Source organism: Microbacterium sp. NPDC077184, from assembly GCF_040687055.1.
Lineage (GTDB): Bacteria > Actinomycetota > Actinomycetes > Actinomycetales > Microbacteriaceae > Microbacterium.
This window is the reverse complement of sequence record NZ_JBFBMM010000001.1, coordinates 926,186-951,976: the sequence shown is the minus strand read 5'-3', so window position 1 is coordinate 951,976 and position 25,791 is coordinate 926,186. Positions and strand designations below refer to the sequence as shown.

21 protein-coding genes and 1 riboswitch are annotated in these 25,791 nt (G+C 70.1%); of the genes, 10 read left to right on the top strand and 11 right to left on the bottom strand.

Annotation, left to right across the window (positions count from 1 at the left end; all coding sequences use genetic code 11):
• Positions 1–16: 16 nt before the first annotated feature.
• Both AB0O93_RS04560 and AB0O93_RS04555 read right to left on the bottom strand, forming a co-directional pair.
• Positions 17–331, bottom strand: coding sequence for an AzlD domain-containing protein (locus tag AB0O93_RS04560; protein ID WP_363340919.1), 315 nt, complete (start codon positions 329–331; stop codon positions 17–19).
• Complete coding sequence (locus AB0O93_RS04555; RefSeq protein ID WP_363341020.1) at positions 328–1,083, bottom strand: AzlC family ABC transporter permease; 756 nt, start codon at positions 1,081–1,083, stop codon at positions 328–330. The genes AB0O93_RS04560 and AB0O93_RS04555 overlap by 4 nt, the downstream gene beginning before the upstream one ends.
• Before the next feature lie 81 nt (positions 1,084–1,164).
• Between AB0O93_RS04555 and AB0O93_RS04550 the strand changes: the two genes are divergently transcribed.
• On the top strand, positions 1,165–1,704 hold the full coding sequence (locus tag AB0O93_RS04550) for an XRE family transcriptional regulator (RefSeq protein ID WP_363341018.1): 540 nt from the start codon (positions 1,165–1,167) through the stop codon (positions 1,702–1,704).
• A gap of 4 nt (positions 1,705–1,708) precedes the next feature.
• On the opposite strand, the gene typA is transcribed toward AB0O93_RS04550, so the two are convergent.
• Both typA and AB0O93_RS04540 read right to left on the bottom strand, forming a co-directional pair.
• Positions 1,709–3,622, bottom strand: coding sequence for a translational GTPase TypA (gene typA / locus AB0O93_RS04545; protein WP_363340917.1), 1,914 nt, complete (start codon positions 3,620–3,622; stop codon positions 1,709–1,711).
• A 100-nt stretch (positions 3,623–3,722) separates the two neighbouring features.
• Positions 3,723–5,519, bottom strand: coding sequence for an ABC transporter ATP-binding protein (locus AB0O93_RS04540; RefSeq protein ID WP_363340915.1), 1,797 nt, complete (start codon positions 5,517–5,519; stop codon positions 3,723–3,725).
• Between the two features lie 32 nt (positions 5,520–5,551).
• Between AB0O93_RS04540 and AB0O93_RS04535 the strand changes: the two genes are divergently transcribed.
• Positions 5,552–6,160: a PH domain-containing protein gene (locus AB0O93_RS04535; protein WP_363340913.1), complete on the top strand. Its 609-nt coding sequence runs from the start codon at positions 5,552–5,554 to the stop codon at positions 6,158–6,160.
• 11 nt (positions 6,161–6,171) lie between these two features.
• On the opposite strand, the gene AB0O93_RS04530 is transcribed toward AB0O93_RS04535, so the two are convergent.
• From AB0O93_RS04530 to AB0O93_RS04520, 3 genes are all read right to left on the bottom strand, one after another.
• Complete coding sequence (locus AB0O93_RS04530) at positions 6,172–7,371, bottom strand: ABC transporter permease (RefSeq protein WP_363340912.1); 1,200 nt, start codon at positions 7,369–7,371, stop codon at positions 6,172–6,174.
• Positions 7,372–8,889, bottom strand: a complete 1,518-nt coding sequence (locus tag AB0O93_RS04525) for an ABC transporter permease (RefSeq protein WP_363340910.1) — start codon at positions 8,887–8,889, stop codon at positions 7,372–7,374. It abuts the gene before it with no gap.
• A 187-nt stretch (positions 8,890–9,076) separates the two neighbouring features.
• Positions 9,077–10,903 (bottom strand): ABC transporter family substrate-binding protein, encoded by a 1,827-nt coding sequence (locus tag AB0O93_RS04520; protein WP_363340908.1) that lies wholly within the window; start codon positions 10,901–10,903, stop codon positions 9,077–9,079.
• A 162-nt stretch (positions 10,904–11,065) separates the two neighbouring features.
• Between AB0O93_RS04520 and AB0O93_RS04515 the strand changes: the two genes are divergently transcribed.
• On the top strand, positions 11,066–11,878 hold the full coding sequence (locus tag AB0O93_RS04515; protein WP_363340906.1) for a CPBP family intramembrane glutamic endopeptidase: 813 nt from the start codon (positions 11,066–11,068) through the stop codon (positions 11,876–11,878).
• A gap of 207 nt (positions 11,879–12,085) precedes the next feature.
• Complete coding sequence (locus tag AB0O93_RS04510; RefSeq protein WP_363340904.1) at positions 12,086–13,039, top strand: hypothetical protein; 954 nt, start codon at positions 12,086–12,088, stop codon at positions 13,037–13,039.
• A 115-nt stretch (positions 13,040–13,154) separates the two neighbouring features.
• Here AB0O93_RS04510 and gcvP read toward each other — a convergent pair whose 3' ends face one another.
• From gcvP to AB0O93_RS04490, 4 genes are all read right to left on the bottom strand, one after another.
• Positions 13,155–16,055 (bottom strand): aminomethyl-transferring glycine dehydrogenase, encoded by a 2,901-nt coding sequence (gene gcvP, locus AB0O93_RS04505; protein ID WP_363340902.1) that lies wholly within the window; start codon positions 16,053–16,055, stop codon positions 13,155–13,157.
• Entirely contained in the window at positions 16,052–16,435 is a 384-nt protein-coding gene (gcvH, locus tag AB0O93_RS04500) for a glycine cleavage system protein GcvH (RefSeq protein ID WP_363340900.1), read from the bottom strand. The genes gcvP and gcvH overlap by 4 nt, the downstream gene beginning before the upstream one ends.
• A complete protein-coding gene (gene gcvT / locus AB0O93_RS04495; protein ID WP_363340898.1) occupies positions 16,432–17,538 on the bottom strand; it encodes a glycine cleavage system aminomethyltransferase GcvT in 1,107 nt (368 codons plus the stop codon). The genes gcvH and gcvT overlap by 4 nt, the downstream gene beginning before the upstream one ends.
• Before the next feature lie 152 nt (positions 17,539–17,690).
• A riboswitch (glycine riboswitch) is annotated at positions 17,691–17,782 on the bottom strand.
• A gap of 35 nt (positions 17,783–17,817) precedes the next feature.
• The gene (locus tag AB0O93_RS04490; RefSeq protein ID WP_363340896.1) at positions 17,818–18,990 is read right to left on the bottom strand and encodes a MarP family serine protease; all 1,173 of its coding nucleotides are present in this window, start codon (positions 18,988–18,990) and stop codon (positions 17,818–17,820) included.
• Positions 18,991–19,116: 126 nt separating this feature from the next.
• Between AB0O93_RS04490 and AB0O93_RS04485 the strand changes: the two genes are divergently transcribed.
• From AB0O93_RS04485 to AB0O93_RS04460, 6 genes are read left to right on the top strand one after another with little or no spacing between them, the layout of a single operon-like run.
• Entirely contained in the window at positions 19,117–19,836 is a 720-nt protein-coding gene (locus AB0O93_RS04485; protein ID WP_363340894.1) for an NUDIX domain-containing protein, read from the top strand.
• Between the two features lie 12 nt (positions 19,837–19,848).
• Positions 19,849–21,210 (top strand): quinolinate synthase NadA, encoded by a 1,362-nt coding sequence (gene nadA, locus AB0O93_RS04480; RefSeq protein ID WP_363340892.1) that lies wholly within the window; start codon positions 19,849–19,851, stop codon positions 21,208–21,210.
• A complete protein-coding gene (gene nadB / locus AB0O93_RS04475) occupies positions 21,207–22,814 on the top strand; it encodes an L-aspartate oxidase (protein ID WP_363340890.1) in 1,608 nt (535 codons plus the stop codon). Before nadA ends, nadB begins: the two co-directional genes overlap by 4 nt.
• Complete coding sequence (gene nadC, locus AB0O93_RS04470) at positions 22,814–23,683, top strand: carboxylating nicotinate-nucleotide diphosphorylase (RefSeq protein ID WP_363340888.1); 870 nt, start codon at positions 22,814–22,816, stop codon at positions 23,681–23,683. Before nadB ends, nadC begins: the two co-directional genes overlap by 1 nt.
• A 1-nt stretch (position 23,684) precedes the next feature.
• Complete coding sequence (locus tag AB0O93_RS04465; protein WP_363340886.1) at positions 23,685–24,830, top strand: cysteine desulfurase family protein; 1,146 nt, start codon at positions 23,685–23,687, stop codon at positions 24,828–24,830.
• Entirely contained in the window at positions 24,827–25,786 is a 960-nt protein-coding gene (locus AB0O93_RS04460) for a glycosyltransferase family 2 protein (RefSeq protein ID WP_363340884.1), read from the top strand. The genes AB0O93_RS04465 and AB0O93_RS04460 overlap by 4 nt, the downstream gene beginning before the upstream one ends.
• The last annotated feature ends 5 nt before the right edge of the window (positions 25,787–25,791 follow it).

The window sequence follows — 25,791 nt, the reverse complement described above, 5'->3', positions numbered from 1 at the left end:
GGCAAGTGTACGGGCGTCAGGCCATCAGTCCCGCCCACCGCAGAAGGGCCGCCGTCGCCGCCGCCGCCACGACCACCACGAGGAACGGCGCGCGGAGCAGGAGGAGCGCGGCGGCGACCAGCAGCGCGGGGATGCGCGCGTCGACGACGATCGCCTGACCTGCCCCGACGGCCTGGACGCCGACGAGGGCGGCGAGGAGGGCCACGGTCAGGAGATCCGCCGTCCGCGAGGCGCGGGGTCCCTCCATCCACGATGTCGGAACGAGGTACCCCAGGAGTTTCAGGAGGACGCAGCCGATCGCGGCGAGAAGGATCGCATTCCACAGGGTCACGGGAGCCCCTCCCGTTCGGGGACGTCCTCAGGTTCCGTGTCGAGGGCCGCACGTTCGCCGAGAAGATTCGTGAGTCCGACGACGACGGCGACCGACGCCGCGACGAGCACCGGAATGCCCGGCATCAGGACGGGGGTCAGCACGGTGGCGACGATCGCCGCCGCGCACCCCACCGCGATCGCCTGCCGCCGTCGCAGTCGCGGCCACAGCAGCGCGAGGAACGCCGCCGCCGCGGCGGCATCCAATCCGTAGGCGCGGGGGTCCCCGAGGACATCGCCCAGGAGCGCGCCGGCCAGGGTCGACACGTTCCATCCGATCCAGATCCCCACCCCGGTCACCCAGAACGCCACGCGACGAGCGCGTGGGTCGTCCTGCGCGAGGGCGACCGCGGTCGATTCGTCGATGGTGAACTGCGCGGCGGCGGCTCGGCGCAACGCACCCCCACCCACGACCGGCGCCATCCGCACGCCGTACGCGACGTTTCGGACCCCGAGGAGGACGGACGACGCGATCGCCGCAGGCGCCGCAGCGATCCCTCCCGCGCCTACGACGCCCACGAACGCGAACTGGGAGCCTCCGGTGAACATCACCAGACTCAGGATGCAGGTCTGCCAGACGTCCAGGCCCGCCGCCACGGCCAGGGCGCCGAAAGAGACCCCGTAGGCGCTGGTCGCCAGGGCGACGCCGAGCGCCTCTCGCCACGCGCGACGGACAGCATGCCCCTCGACCGACTCATCGGAGGATCGCGACAGTGAACGCACGTTCACTATTCTGAACGCATGGATCAAGGGGGTCAAGGCGGCGACGTTTGCCAGAATGAACGGGTGAGCACCATGGGGGGACGCATCGCTGAAGCCGTCCGTCGGGAACGGGCACGTGCGGGCCTTTCGGCCGCGGAGGTCGCGCGGCGTGCCGGCGTGTCGAAGGCGACGCTCTCGCAACTGGAGTCGGGCTCGTCCAACCCGGGCGTCGAGACGTTGTGGGCGGTCGCCACCGCCCTCGGCGTCTCCTTCGCCACCCTCGTCGACGCGCCCGCGACCGGCCCGACCCTCATCCGCGCGCGGCAGGAGGGCGGCATCCGCGCGGCGGAAGCGCCCTACGAGGCACTGCTCCTCTCCGCGGCGGGGCCCGGGACGCGACGGGACCTCTACATCATCCGCGCCGAGCCCGGCAGCCCGCGGCTGTCCGACCCCCACCCGTCCGGCACCACCGAGCATCTGGTGCTCCTCGCCGGGCGGGCGCGCGTAGGCCCGCCCGATGCGCCGTACGATCTCGCACCCGGCGACTATCTCCGCTACCCCGGGGACGCGCCCCATGTGTTCGAAGCACTGGAGCCGGCGACATCCGCCGTCCTCGTCTCGGAGATGCGCTGACGGGTCAGACCGCGGCGTCCTGGCGCTTCATCCGCGAAGCCGCGCGCCCGCGCTCGGTGGCGTCGAGGACCACTTTGCGGATGCGCACCTTCTCGGGGGTGACCTCGACGCATTCGTCGTCCCGTGCGAACTCGAGGCTCTCCTCGAGCGTCAGGGTGCGCGGGGGCGTCATCGACTCGAAGGAGTCCGAGGTCGACGAGCGCATGTTCGTCAGCTTCTTCTCCTTGGTGATGTTGACGTCCATGTCGTCGGCGCGCGAGTTCTCACCGATGACCATGCCCTCGTAGACCTCTTCGGTCGGCTGGACGAAGAAGCTCATGCGTTCCTGCAGGGCGATCATCGCGAACGGAGTCACCACACCCATGCGGTCGGCGACGATCGATCCGTTCTGACGGGTCGTGATGGACCCCGCCCAGTCGTCGTAGCCGTGCGAGATCGCGTTGGCGATGCCGGTGCCGCGCGTGATGGTGAGGAACTCACTGCGGAAGCCGATGAGGCCTCGCGACGGCACGATGAACTCCATGCGCACCCAGCCGGTGCCGTGGTTGGTCATGCTGTCCATACGCCCCTTGCGGGCGGCCATCAGCTGCGTGATCGCACCGAGGTACTCCTCGGGGGCATCCACCGTCAGGTGCTCGAACGGCTCCTTGAGCTTGCCGTCCTCGCCGCGCCGGGTCACGACCTGCGGCTTTCCGACGGTCAGCTCGAAGCCCTCCCGCCGCATGTTCTCGACCAGGATCGCCAGAGCCAGCTCACCGCGGCCCTGGACCTCCCACGCGTCGGGACGCCCGATGTCGACCACCTTGAGCGAGACGTTGCCGATCAGCTCGCGGTCGAGGCGGTCCTTCACCATCCGCGCGGTCAGCTTGTGGCCCTTGACCTTCCCCATGAGGGGCGAGGTGTTGGTGCCGATCGTCATGGAGATGGCGGGGTCGTCGACCGTGATCGCCGGCAGCGGGCGCACGTCGTCCGGGTCGGCGATCGTCTCGCCGATGGTGATGTCGGGGAATCCGGCGATGGCGACGATGTCGCCGGGGCCGGCGTCGTCCGCCGGGTAGCGCTCCAGCGCCCGGGTCTTCAGTAGCTCGGTGATGCGGGCGTTGCTCGTGGTGCCGTCCGCGCGCACCCAGGCCACCGTCTGCCCCTTCTTCAGGGTGCCGTTGAAGACGCGCAGGAGCGCGAGCCGACCGAGGAACGGGCTGGAGTCGAGGTTGGTCACCCACGCCTGCAGCGGCGCCTCGTCGTCGTAGGCCGGCGCCGGAACGTGCTCGAGGATCGCGCCGAAGAGCGGCTCGAGGTCATCGTTGTCCGGCAGCGCGCCGTTCTCGGGCCGCGTGAGGGATGCCGCGCCGGCGCGGCCGGAGGCGTAAACGACCGGCACGTCGAGGAGGGCGTCGACATCGAGGTCGGGGACGTCGTCGACGAGATCGGACGCGAGACCCAGGAGGAGATCATGCGCCTCTTCCTCGACCTCGGCGATCCGGGCATCCGGACGGTCGGTCTTGTTCACCAGCAGGATCACGGGGAGCTTGGCCTCGAGCGCCTTGCGGAGGACGAAGCGGGTCTGCGGCAGCGGGCCTTCGCTCGCGTCGACGAGCAGCACGACACCGTCGACCATCGACAGGCCGCGCTCGACCTCGCCACCGAAGTCGGCGTGGCCCGGGGTGTCGATGACGTTGATCGTCACGGGCACGTCGGTGTGGGTGCCGTTGTACGTGATCGCGGTGTTCTTCGCGAGGATCGTGATCCCCTTCTCACGCTCGAGGTCGTTCGAGTCCATCGCGCGCTCTTCGACGTGCGCGTGCTCACCGAAGGACCCCGTCTGACGCAGCATCGCGTCGACGAGGGTCGTCTTCCCGTGATCGACGTGCGCGACGATCGCGACGTTTCGGAGATCGGGACGGAGGGCGCGCGCCATGAGGGAATCCTTGATGAGTGAGGGGTGCACCCGGAACCGGGTGCACCCCATTCTACGCTCAGGCTGCGCGAAGCACGTTTCCGCCCTCCGGCGGCTCGGATCAGCTCGCTTCGCGGGAGGCCATCGCCGCGCGCGCTTCCCGGCGCAGGCGCTGCTCCTCCGGGTCCGGGACCGGCACGGCGGAGATCAGACGCTGCGTGTACGGATCCTTCGCCCCGCGCAGGATCTGATCGCGCGTCCCGGTCTCGACGATCTTCCCGTGGTGCATCACGCTGATGCGGTGCGCGAGGATGTCGACGACGGCGAGGTCGTGGCTGACGAACAGGCACGCGAACTGCAGCTGCTGCTGCAGCTCCTGCAGGAGATCGAGGAAACGGGCCTGGACCGACACATCCAACGCGGAGGTCGGCTCGTCGGCGACGAGGAGCTCCGGCGCGAGCGCGAGCGCACGCGCGATGCCGACGCGCTGGCGCTGACCTCCGGAGAGCTCGTGCGGGAAACGGTTGCGGTAGGAGGCGGGGAGCTCCACCTGGCTGAGGAGCTCCTCGACGCGACGATCGAGATCCTTCCCCTTCGCGACCCCCGCGAGGAGGATCGGCTCGCCGATGGACTGGCCGATCGGCATTCGGGGATTGAGGGAGGACGCCGGGTCCTGGAACACGATGCCGGTCCGACGGCGGATCGCGAACAGGTCCTTCTGCGTGGCATCCGAGATGTCGGTGCCGACGGTTGTCAGACGCCCCTCCGCGATCGGGATCAGGCCGATGGCGGCCCGTCCGATGGTGGTCTTGCCCGAGCCGGACTCGCCGACGAGCCCCATGATCTCGCCGGGGTAGATCTCCAGATCGATGTGCTCCGCAGCGCGGAACGCCGGGATGCGGCCCCGCTTCGGGTACTCGATCGCGACGTCCTCGAACGACAGCACCGGTGTGCGGGTCTCGGCAAGACCGCCCGCGTCGCTCGCGCGTTCACGGATCGCCGAGATGGTCGGAACGGCGGACGTGTCGGAGACGACCTCTTCGGGCGCGTCGGCGTCGACGGGCTCGAGCACGCCGAGACCGAGATGCGGGACCGACGCCAGCAGCTGCTGCGTGTAGGGGTGCTTCGGCGCATGGAAGATCTCCTCCACACCGCCGGCCTCCACGACGACGCCGTTCTTCATCACCATGATGCGGTCTGCCAGGTCGGCCACGACACCCATGTCGTGCGTGATCAGGATGATCGCCGAATCGAGCCGCTTGTGCAGGTTGCGCAGCAGATCGAGGATCTCGGCCTGCACCGTGACATCGAGCGCGGTGGTCGGTTCGTCGGCGATGAGCAGCAGCGGGTCGCACGAGATCGACTGGGCGATCATCGCGCGCTGCCGCTGCCCGCCCGAGAGCTGATGGGGGTACTTGTGGAACGACTGCTCGGGGTTGGGCATCTCCACGAGACGCAGCAGCTCGATCGCGCGCTCCTTGGCGGCCGACGGAGCGAGCGCGCGGTCGTGTGATCGCAGCGCCTCGGTGATCTGGAATCCGATCGTGTAGACCGGGTTCAGCGCCGTCATCGGCTCCTGGAAGATCACCGCGATCTCACCGCCGCGCAGCGCCCGGATCGTCGCGGGGTCCGCACCGCGGAGCTCACGGTCGAGGAGCTTCACCGAACCGGTGACGCGTGCGTTCTCGGGCAGCAGGCCGAGGAGGGACATCGAGCTCGTGCTCTTACCCGACCCGGACTCGCCGACGATCGCGAGGACCTCGCCGCGGCGAACGGTGTAGTTCATGTCGACGGCGGCGGGGTAGAACTCGCCCTCGACCCAGAAGTCGACGTTCAAACCCTTGACCTCGAGGATCGTCTCGGGGAGGGCCTCGTGCGAAGGGCGACCGCCGGTGGCGGCATCCGTGGTGTCAGTCATGCGTGTGCATCCGATCTGGAAAGCTGGAGGTCATGTCGTTCCAAGAGGTCCACTATCGTCCGGCCTTCGGCCGTGTCCTCTCCGTCGTGACCGTGGTGTTGTGTGCCGCGGCGATCGGCGCCCTCATCTGGGACGATCCGCTCAGCGCGCTGCGATACGCGTGGCCGCTGGTGTTCGTGGCGATCCTGGCGTGGGCGCTCTTCTGGCGTCCGGAGCTGCACGTCGAACCGCACGGTGTGACGGTCGTGAACGTGCTGCGCACCCACTTCCTGCCCTGGCCCGCGGTGCAGTCGATCGACACGCGGTTCGCGCTGACCCTGCAGACGCGGACGCAGCGCGTCCCCGTCTGGGCGACGCCCGCACCCGGTCGCCACCGCGCCCTCGGCCTTGCGAGCAAGGACTTCGACGGCGTCGGCGCCTCCGCGCGCGGACCGCTCGGAGAACTGCGTCCGAGCGACGCGGTGTCGACGCCGAGCGGGAACCTCGCCCAGACCATCCGCGGCCAGTGGGAAGAGCTCCGCGACGCCGGCCTTCTCGCCGCCGGGGAGGAACCCGGCGGCGAAAAGACGACGTGGCATGTCGGCACGATCATCGCCCTGGTACTCACCGCGGCGGCCACGGGGCTGGGCCTCGCGCTCTGAAGGACTCATCCTCAGCGCTCCGGATCGAGCCGTCCGTGCCCGGCGTCACCGGGCTCTTCGGGACGCGGGTCGTGGTAGTTCTCCACGTCGCCGGTGTAGACCGCCTCACCGGCGACGGTCACGGATGCCGGCGCGTCGGCACCGGCTCCGGAGACCGGACCGGCCGGTGTCGGGGAGGAACCCGCCCGCGCCATCGCGCGCTCGCTCGGCATCTTCTTCTGGCGGGGATCGAACGCATCGCGCAGACCGTCGCCGATGAAGTTGACGCACAGGGCGATCGTGATGATGAAGATGCCGGGCCACCAGAACAGCCACGGGCGGGTGGAGAACGCCGCCTGGTTGTCGGAGACGATCTTCCCCAGTGACGTGTCCGGCGACACCACGCCGAAGCCGAGGAAGCTCAGGGCCGACTCGAGGAGGATCGCGCCCGCCATGAGCAGCGTCGCGTTCACGACGATCACGCCGACGGCGTTGGGCAGGATGTGGCGGAAGATGATCCGCCGGTCCCGAGCACCCGAGACGCGTGCGGCATCCACGAACTCCCGCTCGCGGAGGGTCAGGAACTCCCCCCGCACGAGACGCGCGAGGGTCGTCCAGGCGAACAGTCCGATCACCACGCCCAAGACGGCGGCGCCGAGGTTGCCGAGCGCGCTTCCGAGCACCGCGCCGATCACGATGAGCGGGATGGTGATGATGATGTCGGTGAAGCGCATCAGGACGGCGTCGGCCGCTTTGCGGTAGTACCCGGCGACGGCACCGACGACGACCCCGATGGCCGTGGCGACGACACCGGCGATGACCATGACCATGAGCGACTGCTGGGCGCCGCGCATGACGACCGCGAACGTGTCCCGGCCGACCTCGTCTTGACCGAACGGGTGGTTCCCGAACGCCAGGCCCGCACCGCCGAGGAACTCGGGGATGAGAGACAGGGTGGGCACCCCGCGGTTCTCGATCGGCGGGATCTGCCGCCAGTCGTACTGCCACCACCCGGGGATCCGGATCCCCCACAGGTCGATGCCGACCGAGGTGAAGGACAAGACGACGATGAAGGCGAGCACGATCATCGACACGACCGCGCCGCGGTGCCGGAAGAAGCGGCGTCGGACGATCTGCCCCTGACTGAGGCCCTCCGTCTCGCGCTGCTCGATGGAGATCTCGGCCGTTGCCGAGGCCTCCCGGTTGTCGGTTTCTTCGGGAGCGTTATTCACTCAGCTCACCTTGATTCTCGGGTCGAGGGCGGCGTAGATGAGGTCCGCGATGAGGTTGAACAGGACGGCGAGCGTGCCGGTGACGACGAAGAACGCCATGATCGGGTTCGGGTCCGCCACGCGCAGCGCATCGACGAAGAGCCGGCCCATGCCGGTCCAGCCGAAGACCGTCTCGGTGACCACCGCCCCGCCGACGACGGCACCCACGTCGAACGCGATGATGGTCGTGATCGGGATGAGGGCGTTGCGGAAGGCATGGCGCACGACCACGGTGCGCTCCGTCAGCCCCTTCGCCCGTGCCGTGCGGATGTAGTCCTGGTTCATGACCTCCAGCAGGCTCGCACGCGAGTACCGCGTGTACGACGCGAAGGAGATCAGGATGATGGCGATGGTCGGAAGGAGGAGGTGGGTGTAGAGGTCGATGCCCTGCACCCAGAAGTTCCCGCCGAGGCCCGGCGTGGACGCGCCGACGGTCGCGATCGGCCGGCCACGGATGCGGCTGGAGTTGGCGTAGACCTCCCAGTACGACATGTACTTGTCGAGGGCGATCAGACCTGCCGTCAGGATGCCGGTCAGGATGGCGGTGCGGATCACGGGGCCGCGGTCGGGCTTGCCGAAGAACCAGCCGATGACGCCCGTGACGACGATCGTGAGGACGATGAGGAGGACGAAGAGTCCGAGAGTCATCCCGTTGAGGATGGAGTTCATCATCGGGAAGTACAGCGCGATGCCGAGGACCGCCACCGTCAGCGCCGCGTACAGCGACTTGCGGTTCCGCAGGCCTGTGGACACGGCCGTCACACCGAAGGCGATGCCGATGGCGAGGGCGGCGTAGACGACGATCCCGATGCTCGGGTCGGCGAACCACTCGGTGATCGACAGGTAGGTCAGCACCGCTGCCGTCGCCACGGCCGCAACCGCGAGGACGAGGAGTCGCCGCTTCCATCTGCCGCCGATGAGCGACATCCACAGGACTCCCGCGATGAGGGAGATCGCGATGATCGCCGGGACCGCGATCGTCGGATTCGCCAGCCAGCTGTTGAGCTGGATGGCGCCGTACTGCTTCAGCAGCACCGCGACCCAGAAGATCGGGAGGGAGAAGAAGAGGAAGGAGATGAGGGTGACGGTGTAGTCGAAGCCGCTGTACTGACGCAGTGCGGAGACGATACCCACCGAGATGCCCAGCACGATCGCCACGACCGTCGCCGTCGTCACCAGCGTCAGCGTCGACGTCAGTGCGTTGGCCAGGAGGGCGTTGACCGGCTGGTTCTGGATGCTGATGCCGAAGTCTCCGCGGAAGAGTCCGCCGAGCCAGAGGAAGTACCGCAGCGGTGCGGGGACATCCAGGTTCAGAAGCCGCGTACGGGCTTCCATGAGCTCCGCCTTGTTCGGAGCGTTGGACTGTGCCAGCTCTTCCAGGGGGTCACCTGAGAGCGAGACCAGGATGTACATCAAGAAGGTCGCGGCGAAGAGCACGAACACAGACGCGATCAGTCGCCGGATGATGAATGAAGCCATGGTGTGGCTGCCTGCCAATCGATGAATCGGCCGGGCGCGCGGGAGCCGTTCGGTTCCGGCTCCGTCGCGCGGCCGCCGCGGAGTGAAGTCTAACGTGCGAGGGGTGCAGGTCCCCGTAAGGGACCTGCACCCCTTTGACCGTGGCGCGTGTCGGGATCAGACCCGACTCAGGCTGTGGTCGAGACGATCACTCAGCGGCGGCGTCCGTCACTTCCCAGTCCCACGCGTTCCAGAAGATGGTCGGCGCGAGGATCGACGGGTCGATGTTGGTCACACGGTCGCTGAACGCGGTGACCTCGGGGAACTGGTAGATGGTGACGCCGTAGAAGTCCTCCCACAGCAGACGGTCCATCTCCACCTGGAGCTCGATCTGAGCATCTGCGTCGAACGTGGTGTTCAGCTCGGAGATGATCGAGTCGACCTCCGGGTTCGAGTAGAAGTTCAGGTTGTTGATGCCACCCGTGACGAACGTCGGCAGCGAGTTGGTCACACCGAGGCTCGTGGACTGCCAGCCGAACAGCGAGGCGTCGTACGCGCCGGGTGTGCCGAGCAGGCCGCCCCACTCTTCCGAGCCGCAGTCGGTGACGTTGAAGCCGGCCTCGTTCGCCGACTGCTGGATGAGGGCGAACTCGTTGACGCGACGCGGGTTGTTCGACGCGTACAGGACGCAGACCTCGGTGTTGGTGACACCCGACTCCTCCAGGAGCGCCGCGGCGCCCTCGATGTCGACCGATGCGTAGTCGGCGGAGGTGTTGCTGGCCGCGGACTCGTCGTATCCGGCGGCGCCGGGGACGAAGAGCTGCGAGTCACGGAGGATCGCGTCGTCACCGATGATCGGCTTGATCAGGGTGTCGACGATCTCCTGGCGCGGGATGGTCTTCATGAACGCCTCACGGACGAGGGGGTTCGAGAAGATGTTCTCCGGGTTGCGCCCGTTGTCGAACTGCAGGTCGACGTGCTCGTAGGTGCCGCCGAGACCGGTGGTCACCGTGATGCCGTCGATGCCCTCGAGCGCCGTGGTGATGTCGGCGGTGGCCTGCGGCTGGATGATGTCGACCTCACCGTTCTCCAGAGCCTGGACCGCGGCGAGCGGGTCCGGGATGAAGCGGATGGTGATCTCCTCGATGTTCGCGGTGTTGTCACCGGCGTACTCGGGGTTGGCCGTCAGGGTGATGAACTGGTCAGCCTGGAAGTCGCTGATCATGTACGGTCCGCTGGCGGTGACGAGCTCGAGGTCGTCGGGCATCGAGGTGAAGTTGAACCCCGAGTTCCAGAACGACGCCATCGGCGCCAGGGCAGCGGCGTCGTTGCCCTCGATCGCGTCGAGGACGGCCTGCTTGGCCTCGGCGTTGTCCTCGATGCCGAGGGCCTTCTTGGCCACGATGTGGGCGGGCAGCGGCGCGGCGAACACGAGGTCCCAGTCCACGAAGGGCTCGTCGAAGGTCATGGTGATCGATCGACCGTCTTCGCCGATCTCGGGCGTCTCGGAGACGAGACCCATGCCCGACTCGGGGGTCGCACCGGAGTCGAAGTAGACGACGTCCGTGGGGAACGCGTCGGTGAACTCACCGGTCTCGGGGTCGGTGAAGTCGGCCGGGTCGAAGTCCGGGGTGTCCAGCGCGCGCGAGAGCGCTGCCCAGTTGAGCATGAGGTCGGCGGCGTCGATGGGCTCGCCGTCGGACCACACCGCGTTCTCGTTGACCGTGTAGGTCACCGTGAGCGGGTCCTCGTTGACGAGCTCGTACGTGCCGAACGAGGTGTTCTCCACCAGCTCCGGGACGTTGTTGTAGTAGTTGAAGCCGTCGAGCACCAAGTAGTTGATGTTGTTGTTCGCGGTGGCGTTACCGAACGACGTGTTGCCGTTCATCGAGTAGAACGCCTGGTTCCACGCGGCCGTGATCGAGGAGCCTTCGACGAGACCGGAGTCGTCGCCGCCGTCCTCTGCCGGGGTGCACCCCGAAATCACGAGTGCGCCGACAGCGGCGAGTCCCACCGCGGTCGAGATGCGCTTCATTCTCACTGTTCCTCCTGTGCAGGTCGTGCGTGCACGCCCAGCAGAGCAGGACGGCGCGCGGATACCGAAACCCTAAGCGGGGGGTCTGGGATGGTCAAAACAGTGGCCCAAAACGTTACAGAGCCTTAACTCAAGGTCGCCGGGATGTGACAATCTGACAAGGTGACCTCAAGAGAGCACCCGATCGATGAGAGGAATCCCACGGGCATTCCACGCGCTCGCCTGTGGTGGGAGATCGGGATCGTCCTCGCTCTCTCGGTCGGCCAGTCGGCGCTCTACAGCGTCCTGTCCTTCGTGCGCACCGTGCAGCGCGCCCTCGCCGAGAACGCCGCGATCGGTGATCAGAGCACGCAGTTGAATCCCTCGCGCGACTCCGCCGCCCTGTGGGATCTCACGTATCAGCTGCTGGGCATCTTCTTTTCGCTCTGCCTCGTGGCGCTCGTGGTGTACCTCCTGTGGGAACCCGGTTCGAATGCGCTGCGGCGGATCGGCCTGGACTTCCGTCGCTTCGGCGGAGACCTGGGTCGCGGCATCCTGCTCGTGATCGTGATCGGTGTGCCGGGTCTGGCGCTGTATCTCGTCGGACGCGCCCTCGGGATCACGGTGGAGGTCGTGCCCTCGCCGCTCGACGCCGCATGGTTCACCGTGCCGGTGCTGCTGTTGGCTGCGGTGCGGGCGGGGCTCCTCGAGGAGGTGATCCTCCTCGGGTACCTCTTCGACCGTCTCCGTCGGCTCGGCTGGTCGTGGTGGAGCATCATCGTCGCCACCGCCCTCCTGCGTGCGGCGTACCACGCCTACCAGGGCGTCGGTGCGATCATCGGGAACTTCGTCATGGGCCTGGTGTTCGGGTGGTGCTACCGCCGGTGGGGCCGGGTCATGCCGCTCGTGATCGCGCACACCCTGATCGACGTCGTCGCCTTCGTCGGCTACCCCCTCGCCGTCGGCCTCTGGCCCGCCCTCTTCGGCGCCTCCTGACCCCCTCCCCTGACCGCGAGACTGCATCCTCCGGTCGAGACTGCGTGCGACGCGTGCAGTCTCGACCGGAAGATGCAGTCTCGGCGTCAGAGAGCGGACGAGACGAGGGTCCTCCACAGGGGGCGGAGGGTAGGGCCGGGCGCGGAGATGTCCACAGGATGCCGAGGGGGCGGCATCCGCGCGGCACGAGGGGGCCACGCTCGGGCGATGGAACCCGTCCTCGCCCTCCCCTCACCTCCGATCGCGTTGCACCGAGCCGCCGACCTGCACCGGCCGGCGGACGGGGCCGCGCGCGGGCGACTCCACCGCGTGCGGGAGGGCGTCTACGCGGATGCCGAGGAGTGGGCGGCACTTCCCCCCTGGCTCCGCTATCTCGCCCGCGTGCACGCGGTCGCGATGACCCGTCCCGACGCGGTGTTCTGCCTCGAGTCCGCCAGCGCTCTCCTCGGCCTTCCGGTCTTCGCCGACCCCGTCACCGTGCACACCCTCGGCGGCACGGCAGCCACGGGACGGGAGTGCGGAGGCGTCCGCGTCCACGCGGGGTGCGGCGACCGGCGGCTCGTCTCCGCCGGTGGGCTCAGCGTGACGTCCATCGCCGACACCGCGGTCGACCTCGCACGCCATCGGCATCCCGCCGTGGGCGTCGCCACCGCGGATGCCGCGCTCCGGCTCGACGCGACGCTGAGTACCGACATCCTGACCGCGATCAACGAGCAGCGCGTGAGCAGCCGCGGACGCCGACGCGCTCGGGAGCCGCTGCGGGAGGCTGATGCGGCGGCGGAGTCGCCGCTCGAGTCAGTGAGCCGCTGCGTGATCCGCTGGCTGGGTTTCGCGGCGCCGATCCTCCAGAAGGTGTTCCGCACCGACGACGTCCTCGACCGCGGCGACTTCTGGTGGCCGGAGGCGTCGGTGCTCGGAGAGGCGGACGGCGACCTGAAGTACGACGGGACGTTCGGGGATCCGCTGTCCGCTCTTCGATCGCGTCGGGAACGCGACATCCGGCTCTCCGGTCATGTCCGCGCCGTCACCCACTGGGGGTGGACGGAGACGACGGCCGTCACCCCGCTGCGCGGCATCCTCCTCGGGCAGGGGATCCCCCTGGTCGCGGGCGAGGACACCGCCACTCTGCTCACTCTGCGCCGCGCGCTCGCCTCCCACTGACATCGCGCGGCCCCTCCCCTCACTCACCGAGACTGCATCCTCCGGTCGAAACTGCGCGCGGCACGTGCAGTCTCGACCGGAGGATGCAGTCTCGCGGTCAGGAGGGGGGACGGGGTCAGGCGAAGGCCTCCAGGGGAGGGCAGGCGCAGACGAGGTTCCGGTCGCCGTAGGCCTGGTCGATCCGGCGCACCGGAGGCCAGTACTTCGTGCGCACCAGGTCGCGCACGGGATACACCGCCACCTCGCGCGGGTACGCGTGGGTCCACTCCCCCTCGATGACGGATGCCGCGGTGTGGGGCGCGTTCACCAGCGGGTTGTCCTCCGCCGGCCACTCCCCCGCGGCGACCCGTTCCGCTTCCGCGCGGATCGCGATCATCGCGTCGACGAATCGCTCGATCTCCGCCAGATCTTCGCTCTCGGTGGGCTCGACCATGAGCGTCCCGGCGACCGGGAACGACATCGTCGGTGCGTGGAAGCCGTAGTCGATCAGCCGCTTGGCGACATCGTCGACGGTGACGCCGGTCTGCTCACGAAGCGGCCGGAGGTCGAGGATGCACTCGTGGGCGACCAGCCCGCCGTCCCCCGCGTAGAGGACGGGATAGTGGTCCTTCAGCCGCGTCGCGACGTAGTTCGCCGCGAGCACCGCCGCCCCCGTCGCCCGACGGAGACCCTGGGCGCCCATCATCCGCACGTACGCCCACGAGATCGGCAGGATGCCGGCCGACCCGGAGGGCGCCGCCGACACCGGACCGCCCGCGAAGACGGCTCCTCCCGCATGAACCTCCGCCTGCGCGAACGGATGCCCGGGGAGGAAGGACGCGAGATGCGCCTTCGCCGCGACCGGCCCCACCCCGGGTCCGCCGCCCCCGTGCGGGATCGCGAAGGTCTTGTGCAGGTTGAGGTGCGACACGTCGCCGCCCAGGTCGCCGAAGCGCGCGTAGCCGAGGAGCGCGTTGAGGTTCGCTCCGTCGACGTAGACCTGGCCTCCGGCGGCGTGGACGGCATCCGTGATCTCCACCACGTCGTGCTCGTACACACCGTGCGTGGAGGGGTAGGTGATCATGAGCGCGGCGAGGTCATCGGCGTGCGCGGCGGTCTTCGCGCGCAGATCGTCGAGATCGACGTTGCCGGCCTCGTCGCACGCCACGACGACCACGCGCATGCCCGCCAGCACCGCCGAAGCGGCGTTCGTGCCGTGCGCGGACGAGGGGATGAGGCAGACGGTGCGCCCCTCGTCCCCGCGCGAGCGGTGGTAGCCGCGGATCGCCAGAAGCCCGGCGAGCTCGCCCTGCGAGCCGGCGTTCGGCTGCAGCGAGACCGCGTCGTAGCCGGTCATCTCCGCCAGCCACTCCTCGAGCTGGTCGATCAGGTCGAGGTAGCCGCGGACATCGTCGGCGGGTGCGAAGGGATGGACGCGCGCGAACTCGGGCCACGACACCGCGGCCATCTCGGTCGCCGCATTGAGCTTCATCGTGCAGGACCCGAGCGGGATCATGCCGCGATCGAGGGCGTAGTCGCGGTCCGCAAGCCGTTTGAGGAAGCGCATCATCGCCGTCTCGGAATGGTGGGAGCGGAAGACGGGGTGCGTGAGGATCTCGTCGTCCCGATGCATCCCGGCCGCCACGCCCGCGAGCGCCGGGGCCTCCTCCCAGGCCAGGCCGACCCCGAGTCCGTCGCCGTCCATGCGACCCGCGATCGCCGCCGCGACCGCCGCCAGATCCCGTGCGTCCGTGGTCTCGTCGACGGAGACCGCGACCGTCACCGCATCCGCCGCCCAGAGCTGGTAGCCCCGTACGCGGGCACGCTCGACGACCGCCGCCGCGTCGTCCACCCGGACACGCACCGTGTCGAAGAAGGCATCCCCCACCACGTCGACGCCGGCGTCCCGGAGCGCCGACGCAAGCGTCTCGGCCTTCCGCGCCACCGCCGATGCGATCCCGCGGAGACCGTCCGGACCGTGGTAGACCGCGTACATCGCCGACATGACGGCCAGGAGCACCTGGGCGGTGCAGATGTTCGACGTCGCCTTCTCGCGTCGGATGTGCTGCTCGCGGGTCTGCAGCGACAGGCGGTACGCGGGCTGCCCGGCGGCATCCTGCGAGACGCCGACGAGGCGTCCCGGAAGCTGGCGTTCGAGCCCTGCCCGCACGGCCATGTATCCGGCGTGCGGACCGCCGAAACCGAGCGGCACCCCGAAGCGCTGCGTCGTGCCGACGGCGATGTCGGCGCCGAGCGACCCCGGCGAACGCAGCAGAGTCAGCGCGAGCAGATCCGCGGCGACGACACCGAGCCCGCCGGCCAGATGAGCAGCCTCGAGCACACCGGACGGATCCCACACCCGCCCGGAGCCGCCCGGGTACTGGATGAACACCCCGAAGAGCTCGTCGGGCAGCGTCTCACCCGCCGCGAAGGCGCGCTCGAGGATGCGGATGCCGAGGGGCTCGGCACGCGCCTCGAGGAGCGCCCGCGTCTGCGGGAGGGCGTCGGCGTCGACGACGAAGACGTCACTGGGGACACGGGAGGCCCGTCGGGCGACCAGCATCCCCTCGACGACGGCCGTGGACTCGTCGAGCATCGACGCGTTCGCCGTCGTGAGCCCGGTGAGGTCGGCGACCATCGTCTGGAAGGTGATCAGCGCCTCCAGGCGCCCCTGGGAGATCTCCGGCTGGTACGGGGTGTACGCGGTGTACCAGGACGGGTTCTCCAGCACGTTCCGCGAGATGACCGACGGCGTGATCGTGTCGTAGTAGCCCAGGCCGATCATCGGCCGCGCAGACCGGTTGCGTCCGGCGAGCGCGCGCAGTTCGGCGAGGGCCTCGCTTTCGGATGCCGCCGACGGAATGCCCGAGTCCGCGGTAGCGCGCTGTCGGATGGCGGCGGGCACCGCGCGGTCGACGAGCGCGTCGATGCTGTCGTAGCCGACCGCGTCGAGCATCGCACGCTGAGCGGCGGCATCCGTTCCGATGTGACGGTCGACGAAGGATGCCGGTGCCAACGACGCGGAACGGTCGCTCACGCGTCACCACCGGTCAGGGCGACGTAGGCGTCCCGGTCCATCAGGTCCGCCACGGTCGCGGGTTCCACGCGAAGCCGCAGCAGCCACCCCTCCCCGAACGGGGCGGAGTTCACCAGCGACGGATCGTCCACCACCGCGTCGTTCACCTCGAGCACCTCCCCGTCGAGGGGCGCGTAGAGCTCGCCGACGGACTTCGTCGATTCGATTTCGCCGCAGACCGCGCCCGCGGTCACGGGCGACGCGACGGCGGGGAGCTCGACGAAGACCACATCGCCGAGCTTGTCGGCGGCGTAGTCGGTGATGCCGATCGTGGCGACGTCGCCCTCGAGGGCGACCCACTCGTGCTCGGCGGTGTACATGAGGGCGGCGATGTCGGTCATTTCTTCCTCCGGTAGAAGGGCAGGGCGGTCACAGTCGCGGGGATGCGCGTCCCACGGACGTCGATGGTCAGGGGCGTGCCGGGCGCACTCCGCTCCGGCGAGACGTAGGCCATCGCGATCGGATGCCCGAGGGTCGGGCTGAGGGCGCCGCTGGTGATCTCACCGACGCGCTCCTCGCCGTCGAAGACGGCGTACCCGGCGCGACCGGCTCGGCGTCCCGCCGACACGAGGGCGACCAGGACGGGCAGATCGTCGGATGCCGCCTCCAGCGCTTCGCGACCGACGAAGTGGTCCTTGTCCGTCGCGACGGTGCGCCGGAGCCCTGCCTGAGTGGGGAGGATGTCCTCGGTGAGCTCGTGTCCGTGCAGGGGCATCCCCGCTTCGAGGCGCAAGGTGTCCCGCGCCGCGAGGCCGGCAGGAACGAGCCCGAACGGTGCACCGGCGAGCGCCAGCGCGTCCCACAGGCCCCCGGCATCCTCGTTCGCCACGAGGAGTTCGAATCCATCCTCACCCGTGTATCCCGTGCGGGCGACGAAGAGGGGGCTTCCCTGGAACGCCGCCGTGGAGAAGGCGTAGGACGGAACATCCGCGAGCGCAGGACTCATCTGCTCGATCCCCCGCGTCGCCCCGACGATCTCCGCGGCAGCGGGCCCTTGCACCGCGATGAGGCTCACCGTGTCGCTGATGTCGTCGATGAAGACCTCCGAGGACGACGGCACACGCGCGGGGAGCGCCTCCGCGACGGCCGCGCGGTTCCCGGCATTGGAGATCACCAGGAAGTGATCCTCCGCCAGGCGGTACACGATCACGTCGTCGACGATCCCTCCCCGTGGGTTCAGCAGGAGCGAATACTTCGCCTTCCCGATAGGCATCGTTGAGAGTCGACCCGCGAACGCGACGTCGAGGAATGCGCCGGCATCCGCTCCGGTGATGCGGGACTCGGCCATGTGCGAGATGTCGAACAGGCCCGCGGCGGTGCGGACGGCGTGGTGCTCGGCGAGGTCGGAGCTGTAGCGAACGGGCATCGACCAGCCGCCGAAGTCGGTGAAGGTCGCGCCGAGCGCGACGTGGCGGTCGTAGAGGGCGGTGCGCAGATCGGACATGAGTTCTCCCGGCGTCGGGCGGGCCGACGTCGGATGACGTCGTCGAACTCCCCCTCTGTCATGAACCTGAGAGTTTCGCGCGACCCGCTCGAGGCGGGACCGTGCTTTCACCGTCGGCGGGCCCCGCATGCGGGGTCGCTTTTCAGAGTCGGCCGACCGGGACGGTACGCGTACCTGAGAGATTGGCGGGGAGGCTTGCTCCTTCGGTGCCTGGCCGAAGCCAGGGCTCTCCCGTCCGGGTCGTGGGCCGGATGTGCAGTTGTGCGGCCAGCATAGCGCTCAGGTCGTGCAGCGTCCGGACGAAACGGCATCCGCGAGCCCCGGCGCCGCGTCGATCACGGGCGCGAGCTCGGTCATGGTCACCGCGTATCCGCGTTCGGCGTCGTCCTCTCCGCGGGCGAACACCACACCGGCGACCTGTCCCTGCGCGTCGAGGAGCGGCCCGCCCGAGTTCCCGGGACGCACCGCCGACTGCAGCGAGTAGATGTCCCGGGGCGCGGAGCTGTCGCCGTAGATGTCGGGCACCGGGACGGTTCCCACCGACAGGACACCCGCGCTGATCATGGTGAAGGGCCCGCCGAGCGGGTAGCCCTGCACGACCGCCGCCGTTCCCGGGCTCAACGTGTCGACCGTCGGCAGCGGCGCCACCCCGAGGTCTTCGACGGCGATGACGGCGAGATCGTCGACGGGGTCGAACCACACGACACGTCCCTCCCGCGCGGCGATGCCGGGAAGCTCCACCACCGGCGCGTCGACGCCGGCCACGACATGCGCGTTCGTGATGACCCGATCGGGCGCGATGACGAACCCGGTGCCGGTCGAGCTCGTGCCGCAGGCGTACGCGGTGCCCGATACCCGCGCGACGGATGCCGCGGCCCGGGCGAGCTCGGGATCGTCGAGGTCCACCGGGGGCACGCTCGGCGGCGCCGTGACCTCCAGGAGTTCACCGAGCCGCGGGAGGCCCTCGTCCACGACGAGTCCGCGGATCTCCGCCATCGCCGCCGACACGGGCTGCGGAGTGAGGCGGTCGATGGTCCGCAGCACGGCGGAGGACGAGACGGCGGAGGAGACCACCGGCATGCCCGTGGCCGCGATCGTTCCGCCCGCGAGGGACAGCGCGAGCGCACCCACGAGCACGCCGGTGGCGGCGCCGAGGAGCCGATCGATCGCTCGCAGCGGGGTCCGGTCGACGCCGCGTCGGACGAAGGCGCCGAGGGCGCCGCCGATGCTCGCGCCGAGGACCAGCACGAGCACGGTGCTCACGATGACGACGAGCGAGCGCCACTCCTGCCAGGGCCAGATGTCGTTGACCAGCGGGACCAGCCAGTACGCGCCCACTCCTCCGGCGGTGAGTCCGAGAAGCACGCCGACGCTGCCGGAGAGGCCGCGGGCCGCGCCGCCGACCAGGGCGGCGATCAGCAGCGCGATGAGGACGACGTCGACGACGATCATGGTCTCCTCCTGCACGCCGACGGAGAGCCCAGGGTACGCACGGAACCTGGGACGTTGCCGCACCGTCGCCCGCGTTTGTCCTTCTGGTCACGACGACACTAAGATGATCGAGAAGATAGGGTCAACATGACAAGAACTACAGTCGAAGACACGCCCGCTGTGGATGCCACCGCGAGCGATGCGACGCGCGTCGCCGTGTCGACGGTCATCTTCGCACTGCGCCCGGTCGAGCCCGACGGCCCGCTGACCGTCGCGCTCCCCCTCGTCCGGCGGACCCGCGATCCGCACGAGGGGCAGTGGGCGCTCCCCGGCGGATGGCTCGACATCCGCGAGAGCCTCGGCGCCGCCGCGTCGCGCACCCTCGCCGAGACCACGGGCCTCGCCCCGAGCTACCTGGAACAGCTCTACGCCTTCGGCGCCGTCGACCGGTCCCCCACCCGTGTCGTGTCCATCGTCTACTGGGCCCTCATCCGCCCCGACGAGATCGTCGAGGACGGAATCGAGAACGTCGGCTGGTTCGGCGCGGAGGACCTGCCGCCGCTCGCCTTCGACCACAACGAGATCGTCGACTACGCGCTGTGGCGGCTGCGGAACAAGGTCGGCTACAGCCGCATCGCGCACGGCCTGCTCGGTGATGAGTTCACCCTCGCCGAACTGCGCGAGGTCTACCAGACGATCCTCGACCGCAAGCTCGACCCCGCGAACTTCCGACGCCAGGTGGAGAACTCCGGAACCCTCATCCCGACCGACCGCTACCGCACGGGGAGCCACCGCCCCGCACGGCTCTACCGCTACAACCAGGACGTCGAACTGGCCGATCGCGGCCCCCTGTCGACCCCGCACTGAAAAGAGCACGACATGCCCGCCGTCAACATCGCCCTGACGCCCCCGCCCACCCCGCAACCCTCCGTCGATCACCTCATCCAGGCGATCGTGTCGGGGGAATCCCTCGATCAGACGTGCACCACCGATCTGGCCGCCGCACCGTGGGATTTCGACGCGCGACCCGGCTACGGCCCGGGCTCGTCGATGGGGGACGTCGTCCCCACGGGTGCACCGCGCCAGGGAGAGCTCCCGGTCTCCTACCGCGAGGCGTCCGAGGAGGAACTCGACGAGCGGATCCGCGCCGCCAAGGAGACCCTCGGCGACCGGGTCGTCGTGCTCGGGCACTTCTACCAGCGCCAGGAGGTCGTGCGGCACGCGGATTACGTGGGCGATTCCTTCCAGCTCGCCAACGCCGCTCTGGAGCACCCGGACGCCGAGGCGATCGTCTTCTGCGGCGTGCACTTCATGGCCGAGACGGCGGACCTCCTCTCCCGACCCGACCAAGCGGTGATCCTCCCGAACCTCGCCGCGGGCTGCTCGATGGCCGACATGGCCGACATCGACCAGGTCGAGGAGTGCTGGGAGCAGCTGGAAGAGGTCTACGGCGGCCTCGAGGCCGTCGACGCGACCGGACGCGTCCCGGTGATCCCCGTGACCTACATGAACTCCTCCGCCGCCATCAAGGGGTTCGTCGGTCGGCACGGCGGCATCGTGTGCACCTCCTCCAACGCGCGCACGGTCCTGGAGTGGGCCTTCGCCCGCGGCCGGCGCGTGCTGTTCTTCCCCGACCAGCACCTCGGCCGCAACACCGCGAAGGCGATGGGCGTGCCCCTTGAGCAGATGCCGCTGTGGAACCCGCGCCGTCCGTTCGGCGGGTCCGACGCACAGACCCTGGAGGATGCCCGCGTGATCCTCTGGCACGGGTTCTGCTCGGTGCACCGTCGATTCTCGGTCGAACAGATCGCCGCGGCGCGGCGCGACCACCCGGGCGTGCGCGTCATCGTCCACCCGGAATGCCCGATGGATGTCGTCGACGCCGCCGACGAGGCCGGCTCCACCGATCACATCCGCCGCGCCATCGCCGCCGCCACGGAGCCGACGACCTTCGCCATCGGCACCGAGGTCAACCTGGTCCAGCGCCTGGCCGCCGACCACCCCCAGCACACGATCTTCTGCCTGGACCCCGTCGTCTGCCCGTGCTCGACGATGTACCGCATCCACCCGGGTTACCTCGCGTGGGTGCTCGAGGGCCTCGTCGCCGGGGAGGTGCGCAATCGGATCACCGTGACCGGCGAGGTGGCCGAGCCCGCACGGGTCGCCCTCGAGCGGATGCTCGCCGCCAAGCCCGCGACGGCGTCGCCGGAGGTCGCCGCGGGGTGGGAGAACGCGTCGTGACCTCCGGACGGGCTCCGGTGCGCGTGGTCGTCGTCGGGTCCGGAATCGCGGGGCTGACGGTGGCCCTCCACGCCGCCGACGCCGGATGCCGGGTGACCCTTGTGACCAAGGACGTGCTCGAGCACGCCAACACCCGCTACGCCCAGGGCGGGATCGCCGGGGTGATGTTCCCCGACGACCGCGCCGATGCGCACCTGCAGGACACTCTGACCGCCGCAGCCGGCCTCGGGGACCCGGCGGCCGTGCGCGTCCTCGTCGAGGAGGGGCCTGCGCGCATCCGTGAGCTCATCGCGCTCGGGGTCGCCTTCGATCGCGCCGCCGACGGGACGCTCGTCAAAGGCCTCGAGGCGGCGCACTCGTACCCGCGGATCCTGCACGCGGGTGGCGACGCCACCGGTACCGCGATCGAGCGGGCGTTGGTCGCAGCCCTCCGCGCGGCCGACGTCGACGTCCTCGAGCACGCCTTCCTCGTCGACCTGGTCTGCGACGGTGCCCGCGCGGTCGGCATCGATCTCCTGCTCGGGGAGACGGATGCCGCCGAGGGTCGACGTGTGCGGCTCGACGCCGACGCCGTCGTCCTCGCGACCGGCGGGGCGGGTGAGCTCTACGCCCACTCGACCAACCCCGACGTGGCGACCGCCGACGGGATCGCAGCGGCTCTCCGCGCCGGCGCCGCCGTCGCGGACCTGGAATTCGTCCAGTTCCACCCGACGACCATCGCGGTCGGCACCCCGTTCCTGGTCTCCGAGGCGGTCCGCGGCGAGGGCGCGACCCTGATCGACGACGACGGCCGCCGGTTCGTCTTCGACGCGCACCCGGACGGCGAGCTCGCCCCGCGCGATGTCGTCGCCCGCGCGATCGCTCGCCGGATGGCGGAACAGGACGGCAGGCCCGTCCGCCTCGACGCCACCCCGGTGCATCCCGGCGACGCCGCCGTTCGCGCGGCGCACCTCGCACGGCGCTTCCCCACGATCGACGCGGCGATCCGCGAGCGCGGACTCGACTGGGCGCGGGAGCCGATCCCGGTCACCCCGGCGGCGCACTACCTGATGGGGGGTGTCGCAACCGATCTCCACGGCCGCACGAGCGTGCCGGGGCTCTACGCCGTCGGGGAGACCGCGCGCACCGGCGTCCACGGAGCCAACCGGCTCGCGTCCAACTCGCTCCTCGAGGGTGCCGTCTTCGGCGCCCGCGCCGGCGACGTGATCCGCACCGATGCCGTCACCGGCACGTGGGTCGGACCCGCCGTCGAGGCGGGGATCTCCGCAGCCGCGACCGCCGACGTCCCCGTGCCCACGCCGCGGGACCCCGTCCCGGTCTTCTCCCGCCGGCGACTCCAGGAGACGATGTGGCAGGGTGCGGGACTCATCCGCGACGAGGACGGCCTCTCACAGGCGGCGGCCCTCATCGCCGCGTGGCGCGCCCAGCCGAGGACGCCCCGCCGCGAGAAGGAGCACGAGGACGAGAACCTGCTCCTCGTCGCCGCGCACCTCGTCGCGGCGGCGGACGCGCGCACCATCTCGGTCGGCGCGCACTATCGTCGCGACACCGCGCCCGCCGCTCGACCGTCCGCACCGGACCTCGTCGCGAAAGGAGCCAGCTGATGCTCACCCGATCGGTCATCGACCGCGCCGTCGCCCTCGCCCTGGAGGAGGACGCCCCCTGGGGCGACATCACGAGTACGTCCCTGATCCCCGCCGACGCGACGGCGACAGCCGAGCTCGTCGCACGGGAAGCGGGCGTCTTCTCCGGTGGAGAGGTCTTCCGTGCCGCCTTCGCCCTGACCGATCCGCTCGTGACGGTCGATCTCCACGCCGCGGACGGCGAGGCGTTCGACGCCGGCGCGCGTGTGGCGACCGTGACCGGTCCCGCGCGCGGGATCCTCACCGCCGAGCGCGTCGCGCTCAACTTCACCCAGCGGATGAGCGGCATCGCCACCCTCACCGCGCAGTACGTCACCGAGACGGCGTTCACCGGCGCACGGATCGCCGACACCCGCAAGACCACGCCGGGCCTGCGGGCGTTCGAACGCCACGCGGTATCGTGCGGCGGCGGCCACAATCACCGGAGGACGCTCTCGGACGCGGTGATGGCCAAGGACAACCATCTCGCCGTCCTCCTCGCGGAGGGCCTGTCGGTCACCCAAGCGCTGCAGCAGATGATCGCGCGCCTGCCGCACACCACCCACGTGGAGGTGGAAGTGGACAGCCTGGATCAGATCGAGGCGGTGCTCGCCGCCGGGATCGGCACGATCATGCTCGACAACTTCTCCCTGGACGACCTCCGTCGCGGGGTCGAGATCGTCGGAGGGCGCGCGATCGTCGATGCGAGCGGCGGCGTGACCCTGGAGACGGTGCGGGCGATCGCCGAGACGGGCGTCGACGTGATCTCCGTGGGGGCGCTCACGCATTCCGCCCGCGCCCTCGACCTCGGGCTGGACATCCGGGTCGACCGCGCCGCGGAACCGGTCTGAGATGCTCTACCTCGACAACGCCGCGACGGCTCCCGTCCGCCGTGAGGTGCTCGAGGCGATGCTCCCCCACCTCGTCCACGGATTCGGGAACCCGTCCAGCCATCACACCGTCGGCGAGCGCGCCGCCGGTGTCCTCTCCGATGCCCGCGCGCGGGTCGCGGGGGTGCTGGGCGTGCGCGCCGGCGACATCGTGTTCAGCTCCGGCGGCACCGAGGCGAACAACCTCGCCGTGAAAGGGATCTCGCTCGCGGCCCTCGCCCACCGCGAGCGCCGCCACCTGATCACCACCGCGATCGAGCACGAGTCGGTGCTCGCCTCCGCGGACCATCTGCGACGCTTCCACGGATTCGACGTCACGTTCATCCCCGTGGACGCCGACGGTCGCGTGGATCCGGATGCCGTTCTCGCGGCCGTCCGCGCAGACACGGCGCTGGTGACCCTCGGGTACGCCAACAACGAGATTGGCACCGTGCAGGACATCCCGTCCGTGGCGTCGGCGTTGGCGGCGCACGGCATCCCCGTCCACGTGGACGCCGTGCAGGCTGCCGGATGGCTGCCGATCGACCGCCCGACGACCGGCGCGGACGCCCTGTCGCTGTCGGGCCACAAGATCGGCGCCCCCCAGGGGACCGGGGTCCTGGCGGTCCGCGGACGGATCCCGCTCGAGCCGGTGCTGCACGGCGGAGGCCAGGAGCGCGGACGCCGGAGCGGAACCGAGAACGTCGCCGGCGCCGTGGCGATCGCGACCGCCCTGGAGCTCGCCGAACGCGAGAGGGCGACGGATGCCGCGCGGGTGGGTGCGGCTCGCGACGCGCTCATCGCCGGCGTCCTCGACGCCGTACCGGGCGCGCTCCTCACCGGACACCCGCACCACCGTCTGCCGGGCACGGTGAGCTTCGTGTTCCCGGGGACGAGCGGGGAGGCGGTCCTCCTCGAACTGGAACGGCGCGGCATCGTCTCATCGAGCGGCTCGGCGTGCGCGGCCGGCAGCGACGAGCCTTCTCATGTCCTCACCGCGATCGGTGTGGACGCCGATGTCGCCCGCACGGCCGTCCGCATCACCCTGCCGCACGGCTTCGATGGCGCGATCCCCCCGATCGTGGCTGCCGTGGCGTTGTCGGTGGCAGCCGTACAATCGGGCGCGTGAGCGCCCCTCTCGTCACCGTCGTCGTCCCCGGATTCGACGTCGCCGACTTCGCCGCGGAGGCGGTGGCCTCCCTCGAAACCCAAGACATGACCGCCTGGCGTGCGATCCTGGTCGACGATGCCTCCCGCGACGCGACCGGGGCGATCTTCGATGAGGCCGCCGCGCGCGATGAACGGTTCACCGTGATCCGCCACGCGACGCGGCGGGGCCTGGGCGCCGCGCGCAACGCCGGGATCGATGCGGTGCGCACGCCCTTCCTCGCCTTCCTCGACGCCGACGACCGGATGACCCCGTCCGCCCTGCGCCGGTGGATCGAGACGCTCGAGCGCACCGGCAGCGATCTCGTCGCGGGAGCCTACGTGCGCCTGCGCCCCACCGCGGACGGCGGGTACGCGCCGGGCGAGGTGCAGCCGTGGGTCGCACGCTCGACCTCTCCCGCGCGCGAGGGCGTCAGCCTGCGCGAGCACCCGGACGTCTCGGGCAACATCGTCGCCTGGTCCAAAGCGACCCGCACGGAACTGTGGCACCGCACCGGCATCCGTTTCCCCGTCGGACGGGCGTATGAGGACCAGGTGGTCGCCCAGCAGCTCTACACCCGCGCGCGGGCGATCGATGCGATCCCCGACGTCGTGGTGGAGTGGCGCGAGCGCGCCGACGGGAGTTCCATCACTCAACGCAAGGACACCCTGCCGATCCTGCGCGACTACCTCGACGCCCTCGCAGGCGGACTCGACGTCCTCGGGTCCGCGGGACACACGGCGGCGATCCGCGCCCGCGTCGACCTGATCCGGGAGCTCGATCTGCCCCCGTTGATCGAGATCGCCCGCACCCACCCCGATGACGCCTATCGACGGCACCTCGGAGCGTTCGTCCGCGCGCTCGATGACCGGATGGCGGTCCCGCGGAGCACGGATGCCGCACACGAGCGCGCCCTCGACGCGGCGCGACTGTGGTGAGACGC

Coding starts and splice junctions, on each gene's coding strand:
- AB0O93_RS04550 (WP_363341018.1), top strand. CDS start 1,165: ATGGGGGGACGCATCGCTGAAGCCGTCCGTCGGGAACGGGCACGTGCG.
- typA (WP_363340917.1), bottom strand. CDS start 3,622: ATGGCGCGCGCCCTCCGTCCCGATCTCCGAAACGTCGCGATCGTCGCG.
- AB0O93_RS04540 (WP_363340915.1), bottom strand. CDS start 5,519: ATGACTGACACCACGGATGCCGCCACCGGCGGTCGCCCTTCGCACGAG.
- AB0O93_RS04535 (WP_363340913.1), top strand. CDS start 5,552: ATGTCGTTCCAAGAGGTCCACTATCGTCCGGCCTTCGGCCGTGTCCTC.
- AB0O93_RS04525 (WP_363340910.1), bottom strand. CDS start 8,889: ATGGCTTCATTCATCATCCGGCGACTGATCGCGTCTGTGTTCGTGCTC.
- AB0O93_RS04520 (WP_363340908.1), bottom strand. CDS start 10,903: ATGAAGCGCATCTCGACCGCGGTGGGACTCGCCGCTGTCGGCGCACTC.
- AB0O93_RS04510 (WP_363340904.1), top strand. CDS start 12,086: ATGGAACCCGTCCTCGCCCTCCCCTCACCTCCGATCGCGTTGCACCGA.
- gcvH (WP_363340900.1), bottom strand. CDS start 16,435: ATGACCGACATCGCCGCCCTCATGTACACCGCCGAGCACGAGTGGGTC.
- gcvT (WP_363340898.1), bottom strand. CDS start 17,538: ATGTCCGATCTGCGCACCGCCCTCTACGACCGCCACGTCGCGCTCGGC.
- AB0O93_RS04490 (WP_363340896.1), bottom strand. CDS start 18,990: ATGATCGTCGTCGACGTCGTCCTCATCGCGCTGCTGATCGCCGCCCTG.
- AB0O93_RS04485 (WP_363340894.1), top strand. CDS start 19,117: ATGACAAGAACTACAGTCGAAGACACGCCCGCTGTGGATGCCACCGCG.
- nadA (WP_363340892.1), top strand. CDS start 19,849: ATGCCCGCCGTCAACATCGCCCTGACGCCCCCGCCCACCCCGCAACCC.
- nadC (WP_363340888.1), top strand. CDS start 22,814: ATGCTCACCCGATCGGTCATCGACCGCGCCGTCGCCCTCGCCCTGGAG.
- AB0O93_RS04465 (WP_363340886.1), top strand. CDS start 23,685: ATGCTCTACCTCGACAACGCCGCGACGGCTCCCGTCCGCCGTGAGGTG.